Source organism: Actinoallomurus rhizosphaericola, from assembly GCF_024055675.1.
GTDB lineage: Bacteria > Actinomycetota > Actinomycetes > Streptosporangiales > Streptosporangiaceae > Actinoallomurus > Actinoallomurus soli.
The window spans coordinates 30,422-51,579 of the sequence record NZ_JAMXMW010000002.1; the positions used below are offsets into that span (position 1 = coordinate 30,422).

Consider the following 21,158-nt stretch of genomic DNA (forward strand, 5'->3'; position numbering starts at 1 on the left):
AAGCGGCGATGCCGGGGAGATGGCCGGGTGAGTGGGCCGAGCCCCCCGAGGAGAGCCGGTGAGCGACACCAAGACGAGCGTCCGGGTCGACGGCGTCCGGCTGACGCTGTCCAACCTCGACAAGGTCATGTACCCCCGGCACGGCTTCACGAAGGGCGAGGTCATCGACTACTACGCGCGGATCGCCCCGGTCCTCCTCCCCCATCTGGAGGACCGTCCGGCGACGCGCCTGCGCTACCCCGACGGCGTGGACGGACAGACGTTCTTCGAGAAGAACGCGCCCTCCCACACCCCGGAGTGGGTGCGCACCGCCTGCCTGCCGACGCCCGGCGGGAGCCGCGATGCGGTGAACTTCGTGATCATCGACGGCCTGCCGGCCCTGGTCTGGTGCGCGAACCTGGCGGCGCTCGAACTCCACGTGCCGCAGTGGCGGGTCGGCCCGCGTGGCGGGCAGCGCGAGCCGGACCTGCTGGTCTTCGACCTCGACCCCGGGCCGCCCGCCACGATCGAGGAGGCCCGCGAGGTCGCCTGCCTGCTGCGCGACCTGCTGGAGGCCGACGGACTGCGGTCGTTCCCGAAGACGAGCGGCAAGAAGGGCCTGCACCTGTACGTCCCGATCAAGGAGACCTCCGACCAGCGGACCTCGGCGTACGCCAAGGAGGCGGCGCGCAGGCTGGAGCGCGAACACCCGGACCTGGTGGTCAGCCGGATGGAGAAGAGGCTCCGCTCCGGCAAGGTCTTCGTCGACTGGAGCCAGAACAACCGGCACAAGACCACGGTCGCGCCGTACTCTTTGCGAGCCGCCGAAGAGCCCTCCGTCTCCACGCCGGTGACGTGGGACGAGGTGGACTCCGGCGCGGAGCTGAGGTTCGGACCGGACGAGGTGCGTGAGCGCGTCGAGCGGCACGGCGACCTCTTGGAGCCGCTGCTGACGCTGCGTCAAAAGCTGCCGTGAAGGCCCGGCGGGCGTACACGAAGCTGTCCGGTGCGTCACCATTGCTCGGAGGGTCCACAATCGTGGGCGGTGGTCACGGCGCCGAAACGCCGCCGGGGCCGCCGGTGGAGGTGACACGCGCACGGCGCGTGAAATGGGGAAGGATGATCAGGTGACGGACGACGCGCAGGACAGGCGCTATGACGTCGTTGTGCTGGGCGGAGGCTCCGGCAAGAACATCGCCGCCGAACTGGCCCGGGCGGGCCGTTCGGTCGCGCTGGTGGAGGACCGCCTGGTCGGCGGGGAGTGCCCGTATTTCGCGTGCATGCCGTCCAAGACGCTGCTGCACTCGGCCCGGCTCGGCGAGACGTGGGAGCACGCGATCGCGCGGCGGGACGAGGTGACACGCCGCCTCGACGACGCGGCCACCGCCGCCCAGATGGCCGAGGCCGGCGTGACCGTCGTGCGCGGCCGCGGCCGGGTCGTACGCCCCGGCGTGGTCGAGGTCGAGGGCGCCGAGTACGGCTACACCGACCTCGTGGTGGCGACCGGCAGCGAGCCGGTACGGCCCCCGGTCGAGGGCATCGACGAGGTGCCCACCTGGACGAGCGACGAGGCCCTGACGCGGCCCGACCTGCCGCGCCGGCTGGTCGTGCTCGGGGGCGGCGCGGTCGGCTGCGAGCTGACCCAGATCTACGCGGCGTTCGGCTCGCAGGTCACGCTGGTCGAGCCGGCCGAGCGCCTGCTGGCGTCCGAGGCGCCCTTCGTGGGCGAGACGCTCGCCGACGCGCTGCGCAGGATGGGCGCCGACCTGCGACTCGGCGTGGGGGCCACGAACGCCGAGCGCACCGAGACGGGCCTGCGCGTGCGGCTGTCCGACGGCAACCACATCGACGCGGACCGGATCCTCATCGCGACGGGCCGGCGCCCGCGCGTCGCGGACCTGGGACTGGAGGCGATCGGCGTCCGCCTCGACCCGGAGCGCGGCATCCCCGTCGACGCCACCTGTCACGCCGAGATGACGTCCGAGGCCACCGACGGCACCAACGTGTGGGCGGCCGGGGACGTGACGGGGGTCGCGCCGTACACCCACACCGCGAACTACCAGGCCGCCGTGGTGGTCTCCAACGTCCTGGGCAAGCGCCGGGAGGCGGACTATCGCGCGATCCCGCGCGCCGTCTACACGACGCCATCGGTGTACGCGGTGGGCGTGTCCCCGCTGGCCGCGAGCGGGCTGGAACTGATCGCGGCGGGGTACGACCTGTCCGGGACCGCGCGCGCCGCCGTGGAGGACGACGACCGCGGCCGGGTGGAGCTGTACGCCGACCGGGCCCGTGGCGTTCTCGTGGGCGCCGCCGCGGTGGGGCTCTACGCTGAGGAATGGATGAGCGAGATCACGTTGGCCATCCGGGCCGAGACGCCGCTGCGCATCCTGACCGACGTGGTCCACGCTTTTCCGACGTACGGCGAGGCCTTCGAACCGGCCCTGCGCGAACTGGCCGAGCAGCTCTGAGAGTCTCTGGGGGAGACACCATGCCCGATGACGAGATCGAACTGAGCCTCGAGGCTCCCGAGGCCGACGCCGCCGAGCAGCTCGTGGCGGTGCGGGACACGGAGAGCCCGTGGCCGACCGCGTTCCCGGTCGAGGTCAACGAGGCCGACGCCGCGGAGCAGAGGTACGAGATCGACCTCGACGAGGACGACTACCGGTGACGACCGGGACGACCGCGCGCAGGCGCCGTACGGACGGCGCGCAGACGCGCCGCCCGGACGGCGCCGGCGTCGTCGGGTTCCCCCGGCCCGGGGTTACCCGGTCGTAGGATGGTAGCCCTCAGCGCGCGCGGCGCCACGGCGTCGCCCGGACAGGTGATCGGAGAACTCACGTGACCGCAACCCCGGACGCCCGCCCCCGGGGCACGAGGCTCCCGCGGCTGGCCCGCCGCCGCCAGCTGCTGGGCGCCGCCCAGGAGGTGTTCGTCGCGCAGGGCTACCACGCCGCCGCGATGGACGAGATCGCCGAACGCGCGGGCGTCAGCAAGCCCGTGCTGTACCAGCACTTCCCGGGCAAGCTCGAGCTGTACCTCGCGCTGCTGGACGAGCACGCCGAAGGACTCGTCCAGCGCCTGCGCGACGCGCTGGCCTCCACTCCGGACAACAAGCTGCGCGTGCAGCGCACCATCGAGGCGTTCTACGACTTCGTGGCCGGGGAGGGCGAGGCGTACCGCCTGGTGTTCGAGTCCGACCTGCGCAACGTCGCCGCCGTACGCGCACGGGTGGATCGCGCCAACCAGCAGTGCGCCGAGATGATCGCGCAGGTCATCCAGGAGGACACCGGCGTCTCCAGCGACGAGGCGCACCTCCTCGGCATGGGGCTGGTCGGCATGGCCGAGGTCAGCGCGCGCTACTGGCTGTCGCAGCGCGGCAAGATCACCAAGGACCAGGCCGAGCACCTCATCGCGCGGCTGCAGTGGCGCGGCATCAGCGGCTTCCCGCGCACCACCTGACCTCCGCATCCCCTCCCGCCCCGCCCTGCCGGGCACCGGTCCGTGCGATAGTGCCGGTGAGTCGGATCCAACCGGCCTGAGGTACACCAGGGGGCGGTTCGGCATCGCCCCGCGACGGAGGGAAGAACGTGCAGGTACGGATCGGTGTGCAGTCGGTGCCCAAGGAACTGGTCGTGGAGACCTCGCTGTCCGCCGACGAGGTGGAGCGGGCGGTGCACGACGCGGTGGCCGAGGAAGGCGGCGTCTTCCTGCTCCGCGGCAGGGACGGCGCCCGGGTCGTCGTGCCGGCGGACAAGCTCGCCTACGTGGAGATCGCCGAGTCGGAGCAGAGGAGCGTCGGTTTCGGCTCCTACTGATCCTCTGGCGAAGATTCGTTCCGACTTTTTCCCGAGATTGGAATGAGTCCTCCGGAGAGGGGCATACAGACCGCGCGAATCCGAAGCGCCGGACTCGATCCGGCAGGAGGTGGTCTGAGAAATGCTGATGACAATAATCTGGTTCATCATTATCGGCGCCATCATCGGGGCTCTCGCGCGTCTGGTCGTGCCCGGCCCGAACCCGATGGGCATCGCTCTGACGATTCTGATCGGAATCGTCGGCGCGGTGATCGGCGGCGTCATCGCCAACGCACTCGGTGCGGGCAGCATCATCGCCTTCATCATCTCGGTCCTTGTGGCCGCCGCCGGTGTCGCGCTGATCAGCGGTCGCGGCCGGTGGGGCTCGCGTCGCGGCGTGTACTGATCGGTCCGCCACGGGCCCGTCCACGCCGAACCTGACCTGACCCCCAGCGAGGCCCCCGCCCACCGGGCGGGGGCCTCCGCGCGTCCGCGGTCCCCAGAAGGCTCGGGGTAGGCCCGGGGAGCTCGGGGAGGCCCCCAAAGGGCCCGGAAAGCCCGTAGAAGACCGGGAAGGCCCCGAGGAGACGGAGAACCCTCGCCGTGCGTTCAGGAGTGCGACGGCGTGGGGGTGACGGTCTTCGTCGCCGTCCCCGCCCGTGACGCCCTGGCCGTCGCCGCGAGCTCCGGGCGGACGTACGCGCCCAGCCGTGCGTACGGCACGTCGAACGCCCGTGCGACGTCGGAGTGCGGGCACCCGAGGTCGATCCAGTTGCGGATCGTGAACGTGATGCCGGTCACGGTCGGGGCGATCCCGAGGTTGCGGCCCAGGTCGTGCCCGGTCAGGGGACGGCCGGGCGCGCAGACGCCGCCGTTGCCCTGCGGATCGAGGATCCGCGCGAGACCGCGCGCCCCCGTCACCGTCCGCGCGGTGGGGAGGAGCAGATCCGTGACCCCCAGCGCCCGGCCCGTTGCCAGGTCCAGCACGACGGTGACCAGGGAACTGGCGGGGATCTCCCGGTTCGCATCGCTGCTGTCCGCGAACGTGTACGTCACCGAGAGCAGTTTCGGGCCGCCCAGTCCCACCGTCGCGGCCGACTCCAGCGTTCCGGTCGGCGCGCTGAACCCGTCGCCCGACGACGTGACGAACGCGGTCTTGAACTGGGCGAGAGTCTGGTCGACCGGCGCGCGCAGCGCCTTGTTGACCTTCGCCTGCACGGCGGGGTCCTTCAGGCCGCTCACCTGGACGTACCGTGTGATCATGATGCGTCCGCGGCGGAGCGTCCTGCTGGAGGACGCGACGTTCACGGTGAGGGGCTGGGCGGCGGCCGCCGGGCGCGTCGGCCTGACCGCCGGGTGCTCGTCCCCTCCCCGTGACGCGACGACGACGGCGGTTCCGGCCGATCCGACGACGACGGCACCGGCGATCGCGACCGCCGCCTTGGCCCCGACGCTCGCCAGGAGGCCCTTCCCCGCCCCCTGAGCGACACTCCCGGCCTGCCCCGCGCCCCCGGCCGCGTGCGCCCCGCCACCCGCCGCGTGCGCCCCACCGCCGACCGCGTGCGCCCCACCGCCGACCGCGTGCGCCCCGCCACCGGCTCCGGTGGCTCCGCCACCGGCCGTGGTGCCCGTGCCTCCGACACCGGAACCGGCACCACCGGCCGCACCGCTCCCGGCGGCACCGCTCCCGGCGGCACCGCTCCCGGCGGCACCGCTTCCGGCCACAGCGCTTCCGGCCGCACCGCTGCCTACGGCGCTGCCACCGGCCGCCGCGCCGCTGCCAGCGGCGCCGGCCGCGGCGAAGCCGCCCACCGGCGCACCCGAGCCGCTCGCGAGGATCGCCGCGAGGGGGAACAGGGCCGCCAGCCCGGCGGCCGCCTCGGCCAGCCGCCGCCATCCGTCGGACTCCCAGTCCGGTCCGTACGCGTCCGCGGCCACCCGATCCAGCTCGGTCACGAACGCCGCCGCCCCGGCCGGCCGTTCGGCGGGGTGCTTGGCCATGCCCCGGGCGACCAGCCCGCGTACCGCCTCCGGGAGTTCGTGGAGGGGAACCCGCGCGTTGGTGTGCTGGCTGCGGTAGGCCTGGGCGGTGTCACCCTGGAAGGGAGTGTGACCGGTAACACACTCGAAGAAGACGCAGGTCGCCGCGTAAACGTCGGTGGCGGCGGCCGCGGGCGCGCCCTGCCACTGCTCCGGCGCCATGTAGGGCGGCGTGCCCAGGATCTCCCCGCTCTGCCCGGATCGCAGCGCGATGCCGAAGTCGATCAGTTTGCTCTGACCGTCGGCCTGCACCAGGACGTTCGGGGGCTTGTAGTCGCGGTGCACGACGCCGCGCTCATGCGCCGTTCCCAGGCCGAGGAGGGAGCCCTTGAGCACCGCCAGGGCGGCCTGCGGTTCGAGCGGGGCGTCCCGCTCCAGCAGTTCGCGCAGCGCGATGCCGTCGACCGCCTCCATCACGATCGCCGCGCCCTGGCCGGACTCGACGAAGTCGTACAGGCGCGCGATGTGCGGGCTGTCGAGCTGCCGCAGTATCCGCGCCTCGGCCCGGAAGCCGCTGACGAACCGCTGGTCGGCGAGGAGGTCGGCGGTCAGGTACTTGATCGCCACATGCGCGCCGGAGGCATCGTGCCGGGCGAGCACGACCCGTCCGAATCCGCCCTTGCCAAGCTCACGCACTTCCGAGTAGCCGGGAAGCGCCCAATCGCCCAAGTTCGTCCTCCTCCGTCAGGAGGGGGAAGGTACTGGATACGTACGGTCACCGGAAGGAACGCCACGCGCCATCTGCGATCAACGTCAGTCGCGCAGGACGACGGCCCGCATCCGCGCCTGGTGCCGGTCGACGATCCGGCCGAACATCGCCGCCACGCCCTCGTCGCCGAACAGCGCCCCCACCTCGGGGTTCTCCTCGGCGATCCCGTGGGCCTGGCTGAGCGCCTCGCCCACCAGACGCCGGGCCCACAGTCCCAGCCGGGACGCCAGGCGGGTGTCGTTCTCCGCGGCCGCGCGCAGCCGTTCGGTGAGGATCTCCGCGTGGCCGGAATCGGCCAACGACTCGTGGACCACCGCACGCGTGTCGGGGTCGGCCTTCTCCACGGCCTCGCGGTAGAGGTCGGCCAGGATGGAGTCGGCGACGTACACCTTGGTCAGCGCCTCCATGGCGTCGGCGGGCCGCGCGCGCTCGTGGAACGCGCTGATCGCGTCCTGGTACGGCCGCATCGCCTCGTACGGGTCCGCACCGGCCTCGATCAGCCGGTCACGCAGCCGCTCGAACTGACTGAACGCCCCGGTCGCCAGGCCGGCGAGCACGACCTTGTCCTCGTAGGAGGCCGCCCGGCGCGCGTCCGCCGCACGCTCCTCGAACGCGGTCAGCCGCACGCACGCCAGCAGCCCGTAGAGGGCACGCGGCCGGGCGGGAGAGGGGGATACGGCCGAAGACATGAAATGAAATCGTACGCTGAGGCGTTGACGAGAACAGCGGGGGCTTTCGAATTCCGCTCCCGACCGCTACACTGCGTGGCGAACTGTGACCGGTCGCTGCAGAGCGCGACCCCAACCCGGTCACACCCTAGGAAGAATTTGTCGGCTGGTCCCTCCCGCGCGAAAGCGCGACCGAATGCGACGACCGGCGGGTGCCGTGAAGCCCTGCCGGAGACGGCGCATGAGGCGCAACCGCGAGACGGCTCGCCGCGCCACCGGTCACGGTGCGCACGCGGCGTTGAGCGGACCCGCACACTGGAGGCTGAAGGCCCTGACGACGTTCCATGAGCTCGGGGTTGTCCCCGAAATAGCAGACGCCCTCCAAACCGAGGGCATCATCGAACCGTTCCCGATCCAACTGCTCGCGATCCCCATCGGACTCGGCGGGCACGACATCATCGGCCAGGCGCGCACGGGCACCGGCAAGACCCTGGCCTTCGGCATCCCGCTGCTGCAGCGCATCGAGCACGGCGGGAAGAAGCCGCAGGCCCTGGTCATCGTTCCGACGCGCGAGCTGGCCGTCCAGGTCACCGACGACCTGACCACGGCCGGCGGCAAGCTCGGCAGCCGGGTCCTGTCGGTGTACGGCGGCCGCGCGTACGAGCCGCAGATCGACGCCCTGAAGAACGGCGTCGAGGTGGTCGTCGGCACGCCCGGCCGGCTGCTCGACCTGGTCAAGCAGAAGTACCTCGACCTGTCCCAGGTCTCGGTGCTCGTCCTGGACGAGGCCGACCGCATGCTCGACCTCGGCTTCCTGCCCGACATCGAGCGTCTCGTCGCCAAGGTGCCCGAGCGGCGCCAGACGATGCTGTTCTCGGCCACCATGCCCGGCGAGATCGTCGCGCTGTCGCGCAAGTACCTCACCCGGCCGACGAACGTACGCGCCGAGTCGCACGAGGAGTCCGAGACCACCCCGCAGGTCACGCAGCACGTCTTCCAGGCGCACCAGATGGACAAGCCGGAGCTGCTCTCCCGGGTCCTGCAGGCGCGCGGCCGCGGCCTGACGATGGTGTTCTGCCAGACCAAGCGCGCCTGTGACCGCGTCGCCGAGGACCTCACCCGGCGCGGCTTCGCCGCCGCCGCCGTGCACGGGGACCTCGGGCAGGGGCAGCGCGAGCGCGCCCTGCGCGCCTTCCGGTCCGGCAAGATCGATGTGCTCGTCGCCACGGACGTGGCGGCGCGCGGTCTCGACGTCGACGACGTCACGCACGTCGTCAACTACGAGTGCCCGGACGCCGCCGAGACCTACGTGCACCGCATCGGCCGTACCGGCCGCGCGGGCAAGGAGGGCATCGCGGTCACGCTCGTCGACTGGTCGGACCTGCAGCGCTGGAAGCTGATCAACAGCGCGCTCGGCCTGGACTTCGCCGAGCCGGCCGAGACCTACTCCACCTCCGAGCACCTCTACGAGATGCTGGACATCCCGTCCGACGTCTCCGGCATCCTGCCGAAGGCCCAGCGGGACCGGGCCGGCCTGGAGGCCGAAGAGGTCGAGGACATCGGTGAGACCGGGCGCACCCGGTCGCACGGCCGCCAGGAGGAGCCGCGCCGCCCACCGGCACGGCAGCGCAGCCGCTCGCGGCAGCGCACGCGCGGCGGCCAGCCGTTGGGCCACGACGGTGACGCGGCCGCGGCGGAGGAGACGGCCCGGCGGCACACCCGCCGTCCGGTGGAGCCGGTGACGCATCCGGCCGAGCCGGAGCCGGTCCCCGCCGACGTGACGGCCGAGGCGCCCGAGGTCCCCGCGGAGCCGCAGGAGGTCCCCGCGCAGCCGCAGGAGGTCCCCGCGGCCACGCAGGAGACCACCAGGCCCGCACGCCGTACGCGCCGGCGCGCCACCGAGCCGCAGGAGACGACGGCGGCCGACACGAGCGCCGACGCCGTGGAGACGGTGGAGGCCGGCAGGGTCGACGAGGTTCCGGCGGCGTTCGACGCGGACGACTCGGTGCCCGAGGCGCCCGCGCCACGGTCGGAGCCGCGGCCCGAGCCGGTCACGGCTCCCGTGGTGATCAGCCCGGCGGGCATCCCGATGGTGCAGTTCCTGCCGCCGCCGATCGACGTGACGGACGAGACGCCGGAGTACGTCGAGCCGGTGCGTCCGACGGCGCGGAAGAAGCGCCGCACGCGGACCGGCGGAGCGCGCGAGTCCGTCTGACGGACGGCGAGGAGAAGGGGCGTGGTCACGGTCACGCCCCTTATTCATGCCCTGCGGCGGGCTCTCATCCGGCGGTGGACAGGCCCGCCTGGCGCAGGCGCAGGGCGTAGCGCGGCCGGTCGGTGATCAGGACGGTCACCCGCTCGTCGCCGAGGAACCGTCGCATCCTCGGCTCGTCGTTGACGGTCCAGACCATGGCGGGGATCCCCAGCCGGCCGCACATGCGCAGCACGGTGGCCCGCGCCAGCCTGCGGTGGACGGCGAGCCAGTCGGCGCCGCACTCGCGCATGCGGCGCAGCGGATACAGCTCCTGGATCCGGGTCGGCGCCTTCATCAGCCAGGAGACCTCGCGAAGGCTGCGGCCCAGCGAAAGGGCCGCGGTGACCTGGGGGAACTCCCGCTTGATCCGGGCGATCGAGGAGTCCTCCAGCGTGGTCGCGACGAAACCGTCCGGACCGAGGGTGTCGAGGGCGAGGGTGATGATCTCAGCCTCGTCGCCGATCTCCTTGAGGTCCAGGTGTCCCTTCATGCGGCCCGCGATCAGCGACATGACGTCGCGGACGCACGGAACGCGGAAACCGGCCCCGGCGCACAGCTCGTCATACGTCAGCCCCGCCACGGGGTGGTTCCGGACGCGTGGATCGTGGAAGACGACGAACTCTCCGTCGCGGGTGCGACGGATGTCGAACTCGACGTACTCCGCGCCCGTCGTCAACGCGCTTTCGTACGCCTCCCAGGTGGCGGCCCGGGCGACCTCGGATCCGCCCTTGTGGGCGGAGACGGCAGCCGTCATGCCTCGAGAGTACCTTCGCGATCCCCGGCGGATCACCGGCCAACTCGCTACGATGGTGTCGATATTGGCATGTGCAAGTAAGCTCCTGCCAGTGAGTACGCCCCGGTTCCTCAGCCTGCCTCCCGGCGTTCGCCGCACGGAGATCCACACCTCGCGCGGCACGTTCGCCGTTCTCGAGGCGCTTCCGGGCTCCGGCGTCTGCGAGCGCGGACCGGCGCTGCTGGTGCCCGGCTTCACGGGCAGCAAAGAGGACTTCATCGCGGTCCTGCAGACGCTCGCGGGCGGCGGACGCCGCGTCGTCGCGCTCGACATGCGCGGTCAGCACGAGACTCCCGGCCCGGACGATCCGGCGGCCTACAGCTGCGCCGCGCTCGGCGCGGACATCGCCGCCGTCCTGGAGTACTTCGACGACCAGGTGCACCTCGTCGGGCACTCCTTCGGCGGGCTCGTGACGCGCGAGGCGGTGATGAGCGATCCCGCACTGCTGGCGTCGTACACGCTGATGAGCTCGGGGCCGGCGGCGATCGGCGGGTCGCGCGAGGTCGAGGGCCGCGTCCTGCTCGCGGCACTGCCCAAGGTGGGCCTGGAGCACCTGTGGTCGACCCGGATCGAGCCCGAGGTGATCACCAAGGGGGTCGCTCCGGAGATCGTGTCGTTCCTGCGCCGGCGGATGTTCATGAACTCCCCCGCCGGCCTGATGGCCATGGCCCACGAGGTCCTCTCCAGCCCCGACCGGGTCGACGACCTGGCCAAGGTGACCGAGGACGCCGGTCTGCCGGTGCTCGTCCTGTACGGCGAGAACGACGACGGCTGGGAGCCCCGCGAGCAGGCCGCCATGGCCGAGCGTCTGGGCGCCCGCAAGGTCGTCATCCCCGGCGCGGCCCACTCCCCCGCCGTCGAGGCTCCGGAGACGACCGCGAGCGCGCTGACCTCCTTCTGGAACGACGCCGAGCGCGCCTGACCCCTACCCGCCTCCGGCGTGAGACAGGAAACACCTGGCGTCTCATGTAATCGAACACTTACCATGACGGCATGGAAGCGACCGTCCAGCCTCCCCAGAGCGTGACCTGGCAGGTCCACATCGACCGGTCGATGTGGGTCGGCGGGGTCCGCGGTCTCATGTTGCAGGCGCTGCACCCGCTCGCCATGCGCGGCGTCTGGCAGAACTCCAACTTCCAGGAGGACCCGATCGGCCGGCTGCAGCGCACGGCCGACTTCGTCGGCGTGGTGACCTGGGGGACGCCCGAAGAGGCCGACCGCATCGGCCGCCGGGTCAGGGACATCCACCGGGCGTTGCGGATCAAGGACCCGGACACCGGGCGCGTCCACCGCGTCGACGACCCCGAACTGCTGCTGTGGGTGCACTGCGCGGAGGTCTCCTCCTACCTGGAGGTCGCGCGCCGCTCCGGGCTGCGGCTCACCGACCGGCAGGCCGACCGTTACCTCGCCGAGCAGCGCCGCAGCGCCACCTACGTCGGCCTGCACGAGGAGGACGTCCCGGGCAGCCTGGCGGAGATGGACGCCTTCTTCGCGGAGATGCGCCCGCGGCTGAAGGTCACGCCGGAGGCCCGCTCGACCGTGCGGTTCCTGCTGTGGCCGAGGCTGCCCGAGGAGATGCGGTGGCTGTCGGCCGGCAAGCCGATGTACGTGCCGTTCGGCGCGCTGTGCTACTACTCCCTGCCCCGATGGGCCCGGCGGATGTACGGGATCCTGCCCGAGATGCCGGGGCCGGTCGTGACGGCGGCGCTCAGGTCGTTCCGTCTGGCGGCGAACGCTCTTCCGGAGAAGGTCCACGACCTGACGTTCCAGCAGGCGACCAAGGACATGCTCGAGGGGGCCCGGCAGCGGCTCGCGGCCGAGGGCTACGACCTCGGCAGGGGCCTGCAGGGCCTGCGCGACCCCCGCCGCTGGCCGCAGGCCGCCGCCTGAGCCTCCGCGCCGCCGACCACTACCAGGTCTTGCCGGCCTGCTCCCGGATCGTCCGGTTGATCCGGTTGAAGAAGTTGGTCAGCGCGACCTCCATGATGATCGCGGACAGCTGCCGCTCATCGAAGTGGGCGGCGGCGGCGTCCCAGATCTCGTCGGTCACTCCCGGCGCGCCGTCCTGGAGCCGGGTGGCGGCCTCGGCCAGCGCGAGCGCCGCCCGCTCCTCCTCGGTGAAGAAGGGCGTCTCGCGCCACGCCGCCACGCCGTGCAGCCGCTCCTCGCTCTCCCCCTGCTTCTTCGCCGTCTCGACCGCGCCGAACACGCACGGGCTGCAGCCGTTGATCTGGCTGGCCCGCAGGTGGACCAGGGACAGCAGGAGCGGGTCGACGCCACCGGCGTGGATGGCCTTGTAGAGGTGCTGGATCGCGGTGTTCACGTCGGGGTTCGACCGGCTCTTCATGCGTGCTTCCATCGGTCCTGCTCCTTCATCGGTTACCTGGGCCCGTTCGGGCCCGTCATTCCAATGACGGAGCAGATCCGAGGAAGGTAACGACATGCCCGACACCAGCCCGACGGATCCGGTCGCCGAGGCGTTCGAGGCCCAGCGCGACCGGCTGCGCGCGGTCGCGTACCGCATGCTCGGGTCGCACGCCGACGCCGAGGACGCGGTTCAGGAGGCCTGGCTGCGGCTCTCTCGCCAGGACACGGCGACCATCCACAACCTCACCGGCTGGCTGACCACCGTGGTCGGCCGGATCAGCCTCGACGTTCTGCGAACGCGTCAGGCGCGTCCCGAGGCCTCCTACGACGACCGGCTGCCCGAACTCGCGAGGACGGTCGACGGCGGCCCCGTGCCGGAGGACGACGTGGCGCTCACCGACTCGGTCGGGCTCGCCCTCCTCGTCGTCCTCGACTCGCTGGGGCCCAGCGAGCGGCTGGCGTTCGCCCTGCACGACCTGTTCGCGGTGCCGTTCGACGAGATCGGCCGGATCCTCGGCAGGTCCGGCGACGCCGCCAAGATGCTCGCCAGCCGCGCCCGGCGGAAGGTACGGGCCACCGAACGGCCGGCGGTCGTCGGGCGTGAGCAGCGAGAGGTGGTCCAGGCGTTCCTGGCAGCGGCCCGCGACGGCGACTTCGAGGGGTTGCTGCGCCTCCTCGACCCCGGGGTGAGGCTGACCGCCGAGACCCCCGACGGCGAGGTCGTCGTCCTCGGCGCCACCGAGGTCGCCGCCGGCGCGCGGCGGTCCGCCGGCGCGGCCGCGGGAGGGCAGGCGGTGCTCGTGGGCGGCCTGCCCGGGGTCGTGGCATGGCGCGAGGACGGCGTCCCGCTGGCGGCCATCGCCTTCACCGTCGTCGGCGGCCGGATCGCCGGCATCAGGATCGTGACCGACCCGGCCCGGCTCGCGTCGATGGACCTTCCGGAGCCGGAGTGAGCCGCCGGGCCTGGCCGCCGGCCCGGCAGCGGCGGCCTGCCACCGCCGAGCGGCTACTGGCCGACTCGGCCGTCGACGCGCTCGCGCAGGAGGTCGGCGTGGCCGTTGTGCCGGGCGTACTCCTCGATCATGTGCACCAGCAGCTCGCGCAGGGCGATCGTCCCGTTGCCCGTGATGCCGGTGACGCCGAGGTCGGGCGCCTCCTCCACGAACCGCTCGGCGAACGCCACCTCGTCCCGCCAGGTACGCCACGCCTCCGCGACGACCTCCGGGTCCGCGACCGCGCCGTTGAAGGCGCCGTCGCGGTCCGCCTCGGAGCGATAGTGCGGCGGCGCGTCCTGCCCGGCCATCACCCGCCGGAACCACCCTCGCTCGACGTCCGCCAGGTGGCGCACCAGGCCGAGCAGTGACAGGTTCGAGGGCGGCACCGCGCGGCGGGCCAGGGCGGCGGCGTCGAGATCGGCGCACTTCAGCTGGAGTGTGAGGCGCTGGTCACGCAGGTAGCCGATGAGTGTGGCACGCTCCCCGTCGAACGAACCGTCCGTCCGGGGATCCTCGTCCGGGTGAAGGAACATGTCCGACCATCCGAAACGACGGACAGGCCGGTCGCCCGTGTCGTCGACAGGTCGTTCCGCGGAGTTCGTCATGGGCCCGAGCATTCCGGGTCGGCGCCGCGCCCACCACTTCTTTACCGGGCGGATCGCGGCCAGCGGCCGATCCTCAGTCCGCGAGAGCGGACCAGGGATCGCGGGCGGGGGCGGCGGCGCGGCCCTCCGGGCAGTGGCGCGCGTAGTCGCACCAGGCGCAGAGCACGCCGGGCCGCGGAGGGAACCGCTCGTCGAAGAGCGCGTGGCGGCGCTCCGGCGGCAGGACCTGGGCGTCCACCGGACGCGCGTGGGCGCGGTACCACTCGTCCGCCTCGCCGCACTCCTCGGCGATCTGCTCGGCGCGGCGAAGGTGACGGTCGAGGGAGTCGTCGGTGTGCTCCCAGACCGCGACCTCCCCGGTCGGCAGGTGATGGAGCTCGACGAGGCGGCACCGGGTCCGCATCATCCGATGGGCTGCGGCGGCGTACAGCGCGAGGGCCAGGGACGCGCGGGCGTCGTCGGAGGTGAGCGGCCGGCGGCCGGTCTTGTAGTCGACGACCACGAGCTCGTCGCCGCGCCGGTCCAGCCGGTCGACCCGCCCCTGGACGGTGATCAGGTGGGTCTTCATCGAGACCGTGCGCTCGACGCCGACCGGCTCGTCCTCCGGGTCGAGCCCGGCGGTGTAGCGCAGGACCATCTCCCGGGCACGGTGGCGCCACTCGGCGGACTGAGCGTCGTCACGGAAGCCGTCGGTCAGCCAGCCCGCGTCGAGCAGCCGACCGGCGGCCTCCGTGGTGCGCTCCTCGATGGGCAGCCGCCACCAGCCGGCCAGGGCGTTGTGGACGCTGGCCCCGACGCTGTTGTGCGCCCACGGCGGACCCTTCTCCGGCTTCGGCCGGTCGAGGTAGGTCATCCGGTAGCGGCGCGGACAGTCCAGCCAGGTGTTCAGCCGTGAGGGCGTGCACGGGTAGAGCCGCCTCGGCATCCCCTCGAATCCGAGCTGCTCGGCCGCCATCGCGTCAGTCCTCGGTGCTCGGCTCCTGCGCGAGCGCGAACCAGCTCTCCCACTGGGCGTCCTCGTCGCCGACCGTGGTCTCCTCGCCCTGGCCGGGCAGCACCCGCGTGTCCTTGGGCAGCGGGCCGAGCAGCGACCCGATGGAGTTCAGCTGGTCCTGCAGGTCGTGGTACTCCTCCCCGACCAGGCCCGGCCGCCCCTTGTGCAGGGTGTCGCCGGAGAACAGCACACCGAGCTGCTCGCTGTAGAGGCAGATGCTGCCGGGCGTGTGCCCGGGCGTGTGCATGACCTCCAGCTGCGCGCCGCCGATCTCGAAGACGCCGCCGTCCTCGATGTCGATGTCCGGCGTGAGGTCCTTCATGAACTCCGAGTCCTCGTCCCGCTTGGCGAGGGCGCGGAAGTACTGACGCCACAGGAGACGGTCCCGCGAGTGCAGCCCGATCGGCGCCGGGTCGTCCTCGTCGGCCTCGGCGATCTCCAGGACCGCGCCGAGATGGTGATCGCGGCCGTCGGTGCAGATGACGGCCATCACCTCGCGCTCGCCGATCTCCTTGAGGATCGCCTCGGGGTCGTTGGCGGGGTCGATCACGATCACCGCGTCGTCGTCCCCGACGATGTAGGTGTTGCTCTCGATGTCGTATTCGGTGTCGTCGACCGTGACCTTGCCCGACGTCACCACTTTGTCGATACGCGCGTCCACACCGGAACCTTACCGACTTCCCACCCCTGACGCGCAGCGCGCGGCCCGATCCGTACGCGAGGCCGCCGCCGGACCACGCCCGACGGGATCGGCCCGGCGAAACACGCGTGAAACAGGGCCCCTCTAACCTCCGCATCGAACATCCGTCGCGAAGGAGCCGATCAGTGCACGAATCAGGCGAGGACCGCCGATGGGCGAGGTGATCTGGCTCGGTGTGCTGCTCGGCGTCGGCGCGGCCCTGTCCGTGGGCCCCATCTTCGTCACCATCCTGAACGAGGCCGCGACGCGCGGCTTCGGCGCCGCGTTCCGCGTGATCCTCGGCTCCGCGACCGCCGACGTCGTCCTTCTCCTGCCGGCGCTGGCCTTCGCCTGGGTCATCGCGGCCGTCGCCCGGGCGGCGTTCTGGGTGGGACTGGCCGGCGCGGCGTTCTTCCTCTGGCTGGCCGTCGGCGCCGTACGGGACGCCGTACGCCTGTGGCGCGCGGAGACGGCCCCGCGCGCCGAGGGATGGGCGTTCTGGAAGGGCGTGGTCGGGAACCTCGCCAACCCGCTGACGTGGACGTTCTGGCTGGCCACCGGCACGCCCGCCATGCTCCGCGCCGAGCACCTCGCCGGCTCCGCCGGCCTGGTGGCCTTCACCGTGACCTGGTTCGTGGTGGCGTCCGGACTGGAGGCGGTCATCGCCCTGGCGGTGGCCCGCTCGGGCCGCCGCATCGGCCACCGCGGACAGGGCGCCTTCACCGCCCTGTCCGGAGTCGTCTTCGTGGCCCTGGCGGGGCTGATGCTGACCCGTTCCACAGGCTGATCCCTGGCATCCACTGCCCCCTATCCGCAGTGACCGCCAGTCATCAGGGGTCCCCAAGGGGCCGCTTATCAGGGTCCCGAAGGGGCCGCGCCGCGCGGCCCTCAACGGGGCCCCGGTCAGCGTTCTACGACGCGGGCCGGTCTGCGCCGGTGGCCTGGGACAGAAGCGCCTCGTAGGCCTCCGGGGCCGTGGTCTCGGCGCCGAGGCGGTGACCGGTGAGGGCGCCGTGGTCGTCGCTCGCGCCGGTCGTGAACAGGCCCAGGTCCGCCGCCAGCCCCCACAGGCGGGCGCGGTCCGCCGCGGCGTGGTCCGGGTGGTCGGCCTCGACGCCGGCGAGACCGGCGCGGGCGAGCAGCGCGATCTCCTCGTCGGTGAACACATAGCCGCCCCGGGCCGCGCGGGGGTGCGCCAGCACGGGCACGCCGCCGGCCGCGCGGACCAGCCCCACCGCGACGACGGCGTCCAGGGCGTACCGGTCGACGTACGCGCGGCCGCCCGTGCCGATCCACTCCCGCGTGAACGCCTCCTGCACGCTCGGCACCACTCCGGCCTCGACCATGGCACGGGCGATGTGCGGCCGGCCGGGGACCGAGTCCCCGGTGATCCGCTGGACCAGCTCCCAGGTGACGGGCGTGCCGAGCCGGCCGAGGCGCTCGACCATGCCGCGCGCCCGGTGGGCGCGGTCGTCGCGGATGCGCCTGCGCTCGGCCGCCAGCCGGGGCTCGTCCGGGTCGAACAGGTAGGCCAGCAGGTGGAGGCTGCGCCCGCCGAGGCGGCAGGACAGTTCCATGCCGCGGATGATGGTCATTCCGGGCGGCAGCGCGCGTACGGCCTCGGGGTGGCCGGCGACGGTGTCGTGGTCGGTGAGGGCCAGGACGTCGACGCCCGCGGCGTGGGCGCGGCGGACGACGTCCGCGGGCGGCTGGGTGCCGTCCGAGACGGAGCTGTGGGAGTGCAGGTCGATGCGCACGGTCCGATCATGCACCCAGCCGGGGGGACGCCGCCCCGTACGGCAGGTCGAGGTCGACCTCGCGCAGGTCGCTGAGGCGCAGATCCTCCAGCATCAGCGCGCCGGCCGGGGCGGGCCAGAGCACGGCCCACAGCCAGTTGCCGAGCGCCTCGCCGGCGAACGCCGCCGTGTCGGCGCCGGGCACGGCCCACAGCGGCAGCGGATGCCCGTCGATGTGCACCTTGGCGGCGGGCGTCGAGGTCCCGAACCCGTGTCCGGGGTCGGGGCCGGGCAGGCCGGCGTACGACGCGCCGAGGCCGATGCCGGGCTCCTCGGCGACGAGGACGAGGTCGGCGGGGCCGCCGACCGGCGACGGGCCGGACAGCGCGACCGCGACGGCCCGGCCTCCGCTGCGGTCGTCGCCGACGTCGGCGAAGCCGGTGACGAGCCAGCCGAGCGGCAGGGGCCACAGGACCCAGACCGGGACCCGGGCCTGGTCGCGGACGACCTGGAGTCCCTCCGGGCAGGGCCGCCGGGGCGGCCGCATGGGGCACACCTCACCGTGCACCGCGCAGGTCCAGGCGCTGGACCAGGCGTTCGGCGGGGTCACCGGCCCGCGGCACCGCGGGCAGATGGGCGCGGCCCTCATGTTCCCTCACGCTCCCGCTCCGAGAGGGGCCGGTCACGGTTTCCGGATGTCCTAAAAAGACTACTCGGGGGGCGTGAACTCCTTCGTGCGCCGCAGGCCGGCGGCACGGCCCTTCGCGGCGATCACCAGGGCCATCTTCCGGGACGCCTCGTCGATCATCTCGTCGCCGAGCATCGCCGCGCCCCGCCCCTGGACCCGGGTCGCGTGGTCGTACGCGTCGAGGATCAGTTCGGCGTGGTCGTAGTCGTCCTGGGACGGGGAGAACACCTCGTTGCAGGCCTCCACCTGGGCGGGGTGCAGCACCCACTTGCCGTCGAAGCCGAGCGCGGCGCTGCGCCGCGCGGCCCGCGTGAAGGCCTCCACGTCACGGACGTTGAAGTACGGCCCGTCGATGGCCTGCAGGTCACGTGCCCGGGCGGCGATGAGGATGCGCATCAGGATGTGGTGGTACGCGTCGCCCTCGGTGTAGCCGGGCGGCTGCTCGCCCACGACCAGCGTCTTCATGTTGAGCGAGGCCATGAGGTCGCCCGGTCCGAAGATCAGCGCCTCCAGGCGGGGCGACGCGGCGGCGATCTCGTCGATGCGGGTGAGCCCCCGCGCGTCCTCGATCTGCGCCTCGATCCCGATCCGGCCGGCCGGCAGGCCGGTCGCCCGCTCGATCTGGGTCAGCAGCACGTCCAGCCAGACGACGTCGCCGGGCGCGGTGACCTTCGGCAGCATCAGGCAGTCGAGGTCGGCCCCCGCGCCCTCCACCACCTCGACCACGTCGCGGTAGGCGAACCCGGTCGTCGCGTCGTTGATCCGGACGACGCGGACCTTGTCCTCCCAGCCGCCGTCGCGGAGCGCGGCCACGGCGTTCGCGCGGGCCTCCGCCTTGGCCGACGGCGCGACGGCGTCCTCCAGGTCGAGGAAGAACTCGTCGACCGGCAGCCCCCGTGCCTTCTCGATGAACCGCGGATTGCTGGCGGGTACGGCGAGGGTGCTCCGTCGGGCGCGCATCGGCATGCTCCCGGATGGTATCGGCCCGCCGCTCGCCGGCCGGCGGGCTCACCCCGTTCCCGCTCGCCCGGCCCGGCTCCGCGGCGGCGCGCTCCACCACCGCGCCGGGAGAGCGCCTTACCAGACCTCTCGCGGGCCGTCAGAAAGGCGGGGGGCCCACCGGTTTCACCGGTAGGACACCCTGCCGCCACGGCGTTGACGCCGGTCACGGGTTTTCTCCATCCCGCCCCCACCTTCCGGGGAGCGGGATGGAGAAGGACGATGAAGCACAACGCAAGGCGCGTGGTCACGACCGGGGCGGTCCTCAGCGTCCTCGTGGCGCTCGGCGCGGGCGCGGCGGACGCCTCGGGGGGCGTCGACCGCTGGGCGTCGGTGCCCGCGACCGCCAAGGCGACCGGGGTGACCGCGCCGAACGCGCTCTCGCCGGGACTGGCGGAGCGCGCCGTGGCGCAGGGCTCGAACCGGCTGGAGAACCCGGCCGGGGACGCGGCGTACTACGGCTACCACGCGGACGGCCCGCTACTGCCGCAGCCCGGCGCCACGCAGTCCTCCGGCCACAACGTCGAGGCCACCAAGTCCGAGCCGGACAAGAACACCTACCTGCGGCTCCGCGGCCTGCACGGCGCCGACCCGAAGTACGACTACGGCACGCACTTCCTGTTCCAGGGGCATGAGCACGGCCCCGGCTACATCACCCGGATCAACCTGGACGCGGACGCCGCGCACCGGGTGACGCTGCTGGCCACGAAGACCACCGACGGCGCGGAGTTGCCCGCCTTCGACGGGTCGACGTGGAACCCGTTCGCCAAGAAGTTGCTGCTGACCTCCGAGGAGGGCACGAACGGCGGCGTCTGGCAGAGCGACCCCGACGTCGGCGCCAAGGTGCAGGACATCTCGAACCTCCTCGGGCGCGGCGGGTACGAGGGCATCCAGACCGACCCGGCCGGGAACCTGTGGATCGTCGAGGACGCCGGTGGCGCGACCCCCTCGGGAACCTCCGCCAAGCTGCCCAACAGCTTCGTCTACCGTTTCGTGCCCACGGACAAGAGCGACCTGACCAAGGGCGGCACGCTGCAGGTCCTCCAGGTGATCTCCCGGCGCACCGGGCAGCCGATCGGCTTCACGCCCGTCGACGCGACGCACCCGACCGGCGCGGTGTTCTCCGACGACACCAAGGACCTGCACACCTACGGGACCGTCTTCGAGACCCGCTGGGTGGCGCTCCACCACGGTGACGCCTCGAGCACCCCGTTCGACGCGAACGCCCTGGCCAAGGCGGCGAAGGCGACACCGTTCAAGCGGCCGGAGAACGGCGTGTTCCGCCCGGGCGCCGACTTCCGCGAGTTCTTCTTCACCGAGACCGGTGACACGAACGCGACGAGCAAGGCCAACGGCGCGTACGGCGGCTGGGGCGGGATCTATCGGCTCACCCAGACCGACCCGGCCGCCGACCAGGGCAAGCTGACGATCTTCTACAACGGCGACCAGGAGCACACCGGCCTGGACAACATCGCGTTCGTCGACCGGGACCACGTGGCCGCGGTCGAGGACGCCGGTGACACGTTGCACTCCCAGCGCGGGGCGTTCGACTCGGCGTACCTCTTCGACCTGAACGCCGACTACGCGAAGGGCCGGCAGCCCGTACGGTTCCTGGCGGAGGGCCGCGACCCGTCGGCGACGATCGACTCGGCCTGGTCGGCCCTGGGCAACGGCTTCCAGAACGACGGCGACAACGAGATCACCGGGATCCACGTCTCCGACGGCGACCCGACCGTCGCCGGGCTCCTCGGGGAGAACAGGCCCCGGCCGTTCCACGGCGACTGGCGGATCTTCTGGACCCAGCAGCACGGCGACAACACCACCTGGGAGATCACTCAGGACTGATCCGCGACGGTCC

At 72.5% G+C, this 21,158-nt stretch carries 22 protein-coding genes; 12 read left to right on the forward strand and 10 right to left on the reverse strand.

What is annotated here, in order from left to right:
* Positions 1 to 58: 58 nt before the first annotated feature.
* The 6 genes from ligD (at position 59) to NE234_RS04060 (ending at position 4,179) form a co-directional block, all read left to right on the forward strand.
* Positions 59 to 955, forward strand: a complete 897-nt coding sequence (gene ligD / locus NE234_RS04035) for a non-homologous end-joining DNA ligase (RefSeq protein WP_252777466.1) — start codon at positions 59 to 61, stop codon at positions 953 to 955.
* 151 nt (positions 956 to 1,106) lie between these two features.
* Positions 1,107 to 2,447, forward strand: a complete 1,341-nt coding sequence (locus NE234_RS04040) for a dihydrolipoyl dehydrogenase family protein (protein WP_252777467.1) — start codon at positions 1,107 to 1,109, stop codon at positions 2,445 to 2,447.
* Positions 2,448 to 2,467: 20 nt separating this feature from the next.
* The gene (locus tag NE234_RS04045) at positions 2,468 to 2,647 is read left to right on the forward strand and encodes a hypothetical protein (protein WP_252777468.1); all 180 of its coding nucleotides are present in this window, start codon (positions 2,468 to 2,470) and stop codon (positions 2,645 to 2,647) included.
* Between the two features lie 170 nt (positions 2,648 to 2,817).
* Positions 2,818 to 3,438 (forward strand): TetR/AcrR family transcriptional regulator, encoded by a 621-nt coding sequence (locus tag NE234_RS04050; protein ID WP_252777469.1) that lies wholly within the window; start codon positions 2,818 to 2,820, stop codon positions 3,436 to 3,438.
* Between the two features lie 128 nt (positions 3,439 to 3,566).
* Entirely contained in the window at positions 3,567 to 3,794 is a 228-nt protein-coding gene (locus tag NE234_RS04055) for a DUF3107 domain-containing protein (protein ID WP_252777470.1), read from the forward strand.
* A 121-nt stretch (positions 3,795 to 3,915) separates the two neighbouring features.
* Positions 3,916 to 4,179 carry a GlsB/YeaQ/YmgE family stress response membrane protein gene (locus NE234_RS04060; RefSeq protein WP_252777471.1) on the forward strand — a complete coding sequence of 88 codons (264 nt, stop codon included), beginning with the start codon at positions 3,916 to 3,918 and terminating at the stop codon, positions 4,177 to 4,179.
* A 203-nt stretch (positions 4,180 to 4,382) separates the two neighbouring features.
* Here the strand turns inward: NE234_RS04060 and NE234_RS04065 are convergent, their stop codons facing one another.
* Both NE234_RS04065 and NE234_RS04070 read right to left on the reverse strand, forming a co-directional pair.
* Positions 4,383 to 6,482, reverse strand: coding sequence for a serine/threonine-protein kinase (locus tag NE234_RS04065; RefSeq protein ID WP_252777472.1), 2,100 nt, complete (start codon positions 6,480 to 6,482; stop codon positions 4,383 to 4,385).
* 84 nt (positions 6,483 to 6,566) lie between these two features.
* On the reverse strand, positions 6,567 to 7,211 hold the full coding sequence (locus NE234_RS04070; protein WP_252777473.1) for a ferritin-like fold-containing protein: 645 nt from the start codon (positions 7,209 to 7,211) through the stop codon (positions 6,567 to 6,569).
* 220 nt (positions 7,212 to 7,431) lie between these two features.
* Here NE234_RS04070 and NE234_RS04075 point away from each other — a divergent pair, with 220 nt between their 5' ends.
* The gene (locus tag NE234_RS04075; protein WP_252777474.1) at positions 7,432 to 9,405 is read left to right on the forward strand and encodes a DEAD/DEAH box helicase; all 1,974 of its coding nucleotides are present in this window, start codon (positions 7,432 to 7,434) and stop codon (positions 9,403 to 9,405) included.
* A gap of 64 nt (positions 9,406 to 9,469) precedes the next feature.
* Here the strand turns inward: NE234_RS04075 and NE234_RS04080 are convergent, their stop codons facing one another.
* On the reverse strand, positions 9,470 to 10,198 hold the full coding sequence (locus tag NE234_RS04080; RefSeq protein WP_252777475.1) for a glycerophosphodiester phosphodiesterase: 729 nt from the start codon (positions 10,196 to 10,198) through the stop codon (positions 9,470 to 9,472).
* Between the two features lie 91 nt (positions 10,199 to 10,289).
* Between NE234_RS04080 and NE234_RS04085 the strand changes: the two genes are divergently transcribed.
* Both NE234_RS04085 and NE234_RS04090 read left to right on the forward strand, forming a co-directional pair.
* Complete coding sequence (locus NE234_RS04085) at positions 10,290 to 11,159, forward strand: alpha/beta fold hydrolase (RefSeq protein ID WP_252777476.1); 870 nt, start codon at positions 10,290 to 10,292, stop codon at positions 11,157 to 11,159.
* A gap of 71 nt (positions 11,160 to 11,230) precedes the next feature.
* Positions 11,231 to 12,127 (forward strand): oxygenase MpaB family protein, encoded by an 897-nt coding sequence (locus NE234_RS04090; protein WP_252777477.1) that lies wholly within the window; start codon positions 11,231 to 11,233, stop codon positions 12,125 to 12,127.
* A 19-nt stretch (positions 12,128 to 12,146) separates the two neighbouring features.
* Here the strand turns inward: NE234_RS04090 and NE234_RS04095 are convergent, their stop codons facing one another.
* Entirely contained in the window at positions 12,147 to 12,596 is a 450-nt protein-coding gene (locus tag NE234_RS04095) for a carboxymuconolactone decarboxylase family protein (protein ID WP_252777478.1), read from the reverse strand.
* Between the two features lie 82 nt (positions 12,597 to 12,678).
* Here NE234_RS04095 and NE234_RS04100 point away from each other — a divergent pair, with 82 nt between their 5' ends.
* On the forward strand, positions 12,679 to 13,557 hold the full coding sequence (locus tag NE234_RS04100; RefSeq protein WP_252777479.1) for a sigma-70 family RNA polymerase sigma factor: 879 nt from the start codon (positions 12,679 to 12,681) through the stop codon (positions 13,555 to 13,557).
* 53 nt (positions 13,558 to 13,610) lie between these two features.
* Here the strand turns inward: NE234_RS04100 and NE234_RS04105 are convergent, their stop codons facing one another.
* The 3 genes from NE234_RS04105 to NE234_RS04115 form a co-directional block, all read right to left on the reverse strand.
* Positions 13,611 to 14,132: a DinB family protein gene (locus NE234_RS04105; RefSeq protein ID WP_252777480.1), complete on the reverse strand. Its 522-nt coding sequence runs from the start codon at positions 14,130 to 14,132 to the stop codon at positions 13,611 to 13,613.
* Between the two features lie 145 nt (positions 14,133 to 14,277).
* Complete coding sequence (locus NE234_RS04110; protein ID WP_252777481.1) at positions 14,278 to 15,159, reverse strand: RecB family exonuclease; 882 nt, start codon at positions 15,157 to 15,159, stop codon at positions 14,278 to 14,280.
* Between the two features lie 4 nt (positions 15,160 to 15,163).
* On the reverse strand, positions 15,164 to 15,859 hold the full coding sequence (locus NE234_RS04115; RefSeq protein ID WP_252777482.1) for an MBL fold metallo-hydrolase: 696 nt from the start codon (positions 15,857 to 15,859) through the stop codon (positions 15,164 to 15,166).
* A 190-nt stretch (positions 15,860 to 16,049) separates the two neighbouring features.
* Between NE234_RS04115 and NE234_RS04120 the strand changes: the two genes are divergently transcribed.
* A complete protein-coding gene (locus NE234_RS04120; RefSeq protein ID WP_252777483.1) occupies positions 16,050 to 16,664 on the forward strand; it encodes a LysE family translocator in 615 nt (204 codons plus the stop codon).
* 124 nt (positions 16,665 to 16,788) lie between these two features.
* Here the strand turns inward: NE234_RS04120 and NE234_RS04125 are convergent, their stop codons facing one another.
* From NE234_RS04125 to NE234_RS04135, 3 genes are read right to left on the reverse strand one after another with little or no spacing between them, the layout of a single operon-like run.
* Positions 16,789 to 17,634, reverse strand: coding sequence for a PHP domain-containing protein (locus NE234_RS04125; RefSeq protein ID WP_252777484.1), 846 nt, complete (start codon positions 17,632 to 17,634; stop codon positions 16,789 to 16,791).
* 7 nt (positions 17,635 to 17,641) lie between these two features.
* Entirely contained in the window at positions 17,642 to 18,262 is a 621-nt protein-coding gene (locus tag NE234_RS04130) for a DUF6758 family protein (RefSeq protein WP_256528305.1), read from the reverse strand.
* A 60-nt stretch (positions 18,263 to 18,322) separates the two neighbouring features.
* Positions 18,323 to 19,261, reverse strand: a complete 939-nt coding sequence (locus NE234_RS04135; RefSeq protein WP_252778156.1) for an HpcH/HpaI aldolase/citrate lyase family protein — start codon at positions 19,259 to 19,261, stop codon at positions 18,323 to 18,325.
* Between the two features lie 261 nt (positions 19,262 to 19,522).
* On the opposite strand from NE234_RS04135, the gene NE234_RS04140 reads away from it, so the two are divergent.
* On the forward strand, positions 19,523 to 21,145 hold the full coding sequence (locus NE234_RS04140) for an alkaline phosphatase PhoX (RefSeq protein WP_252777486.1): 1,623 nt from the start codon (positions 19,523 to 19,525) through the stop codon (positions 21,143 to 21,145).
* Positions 21,146 to 21,158 lie beyond the last annotated feature (13 nt).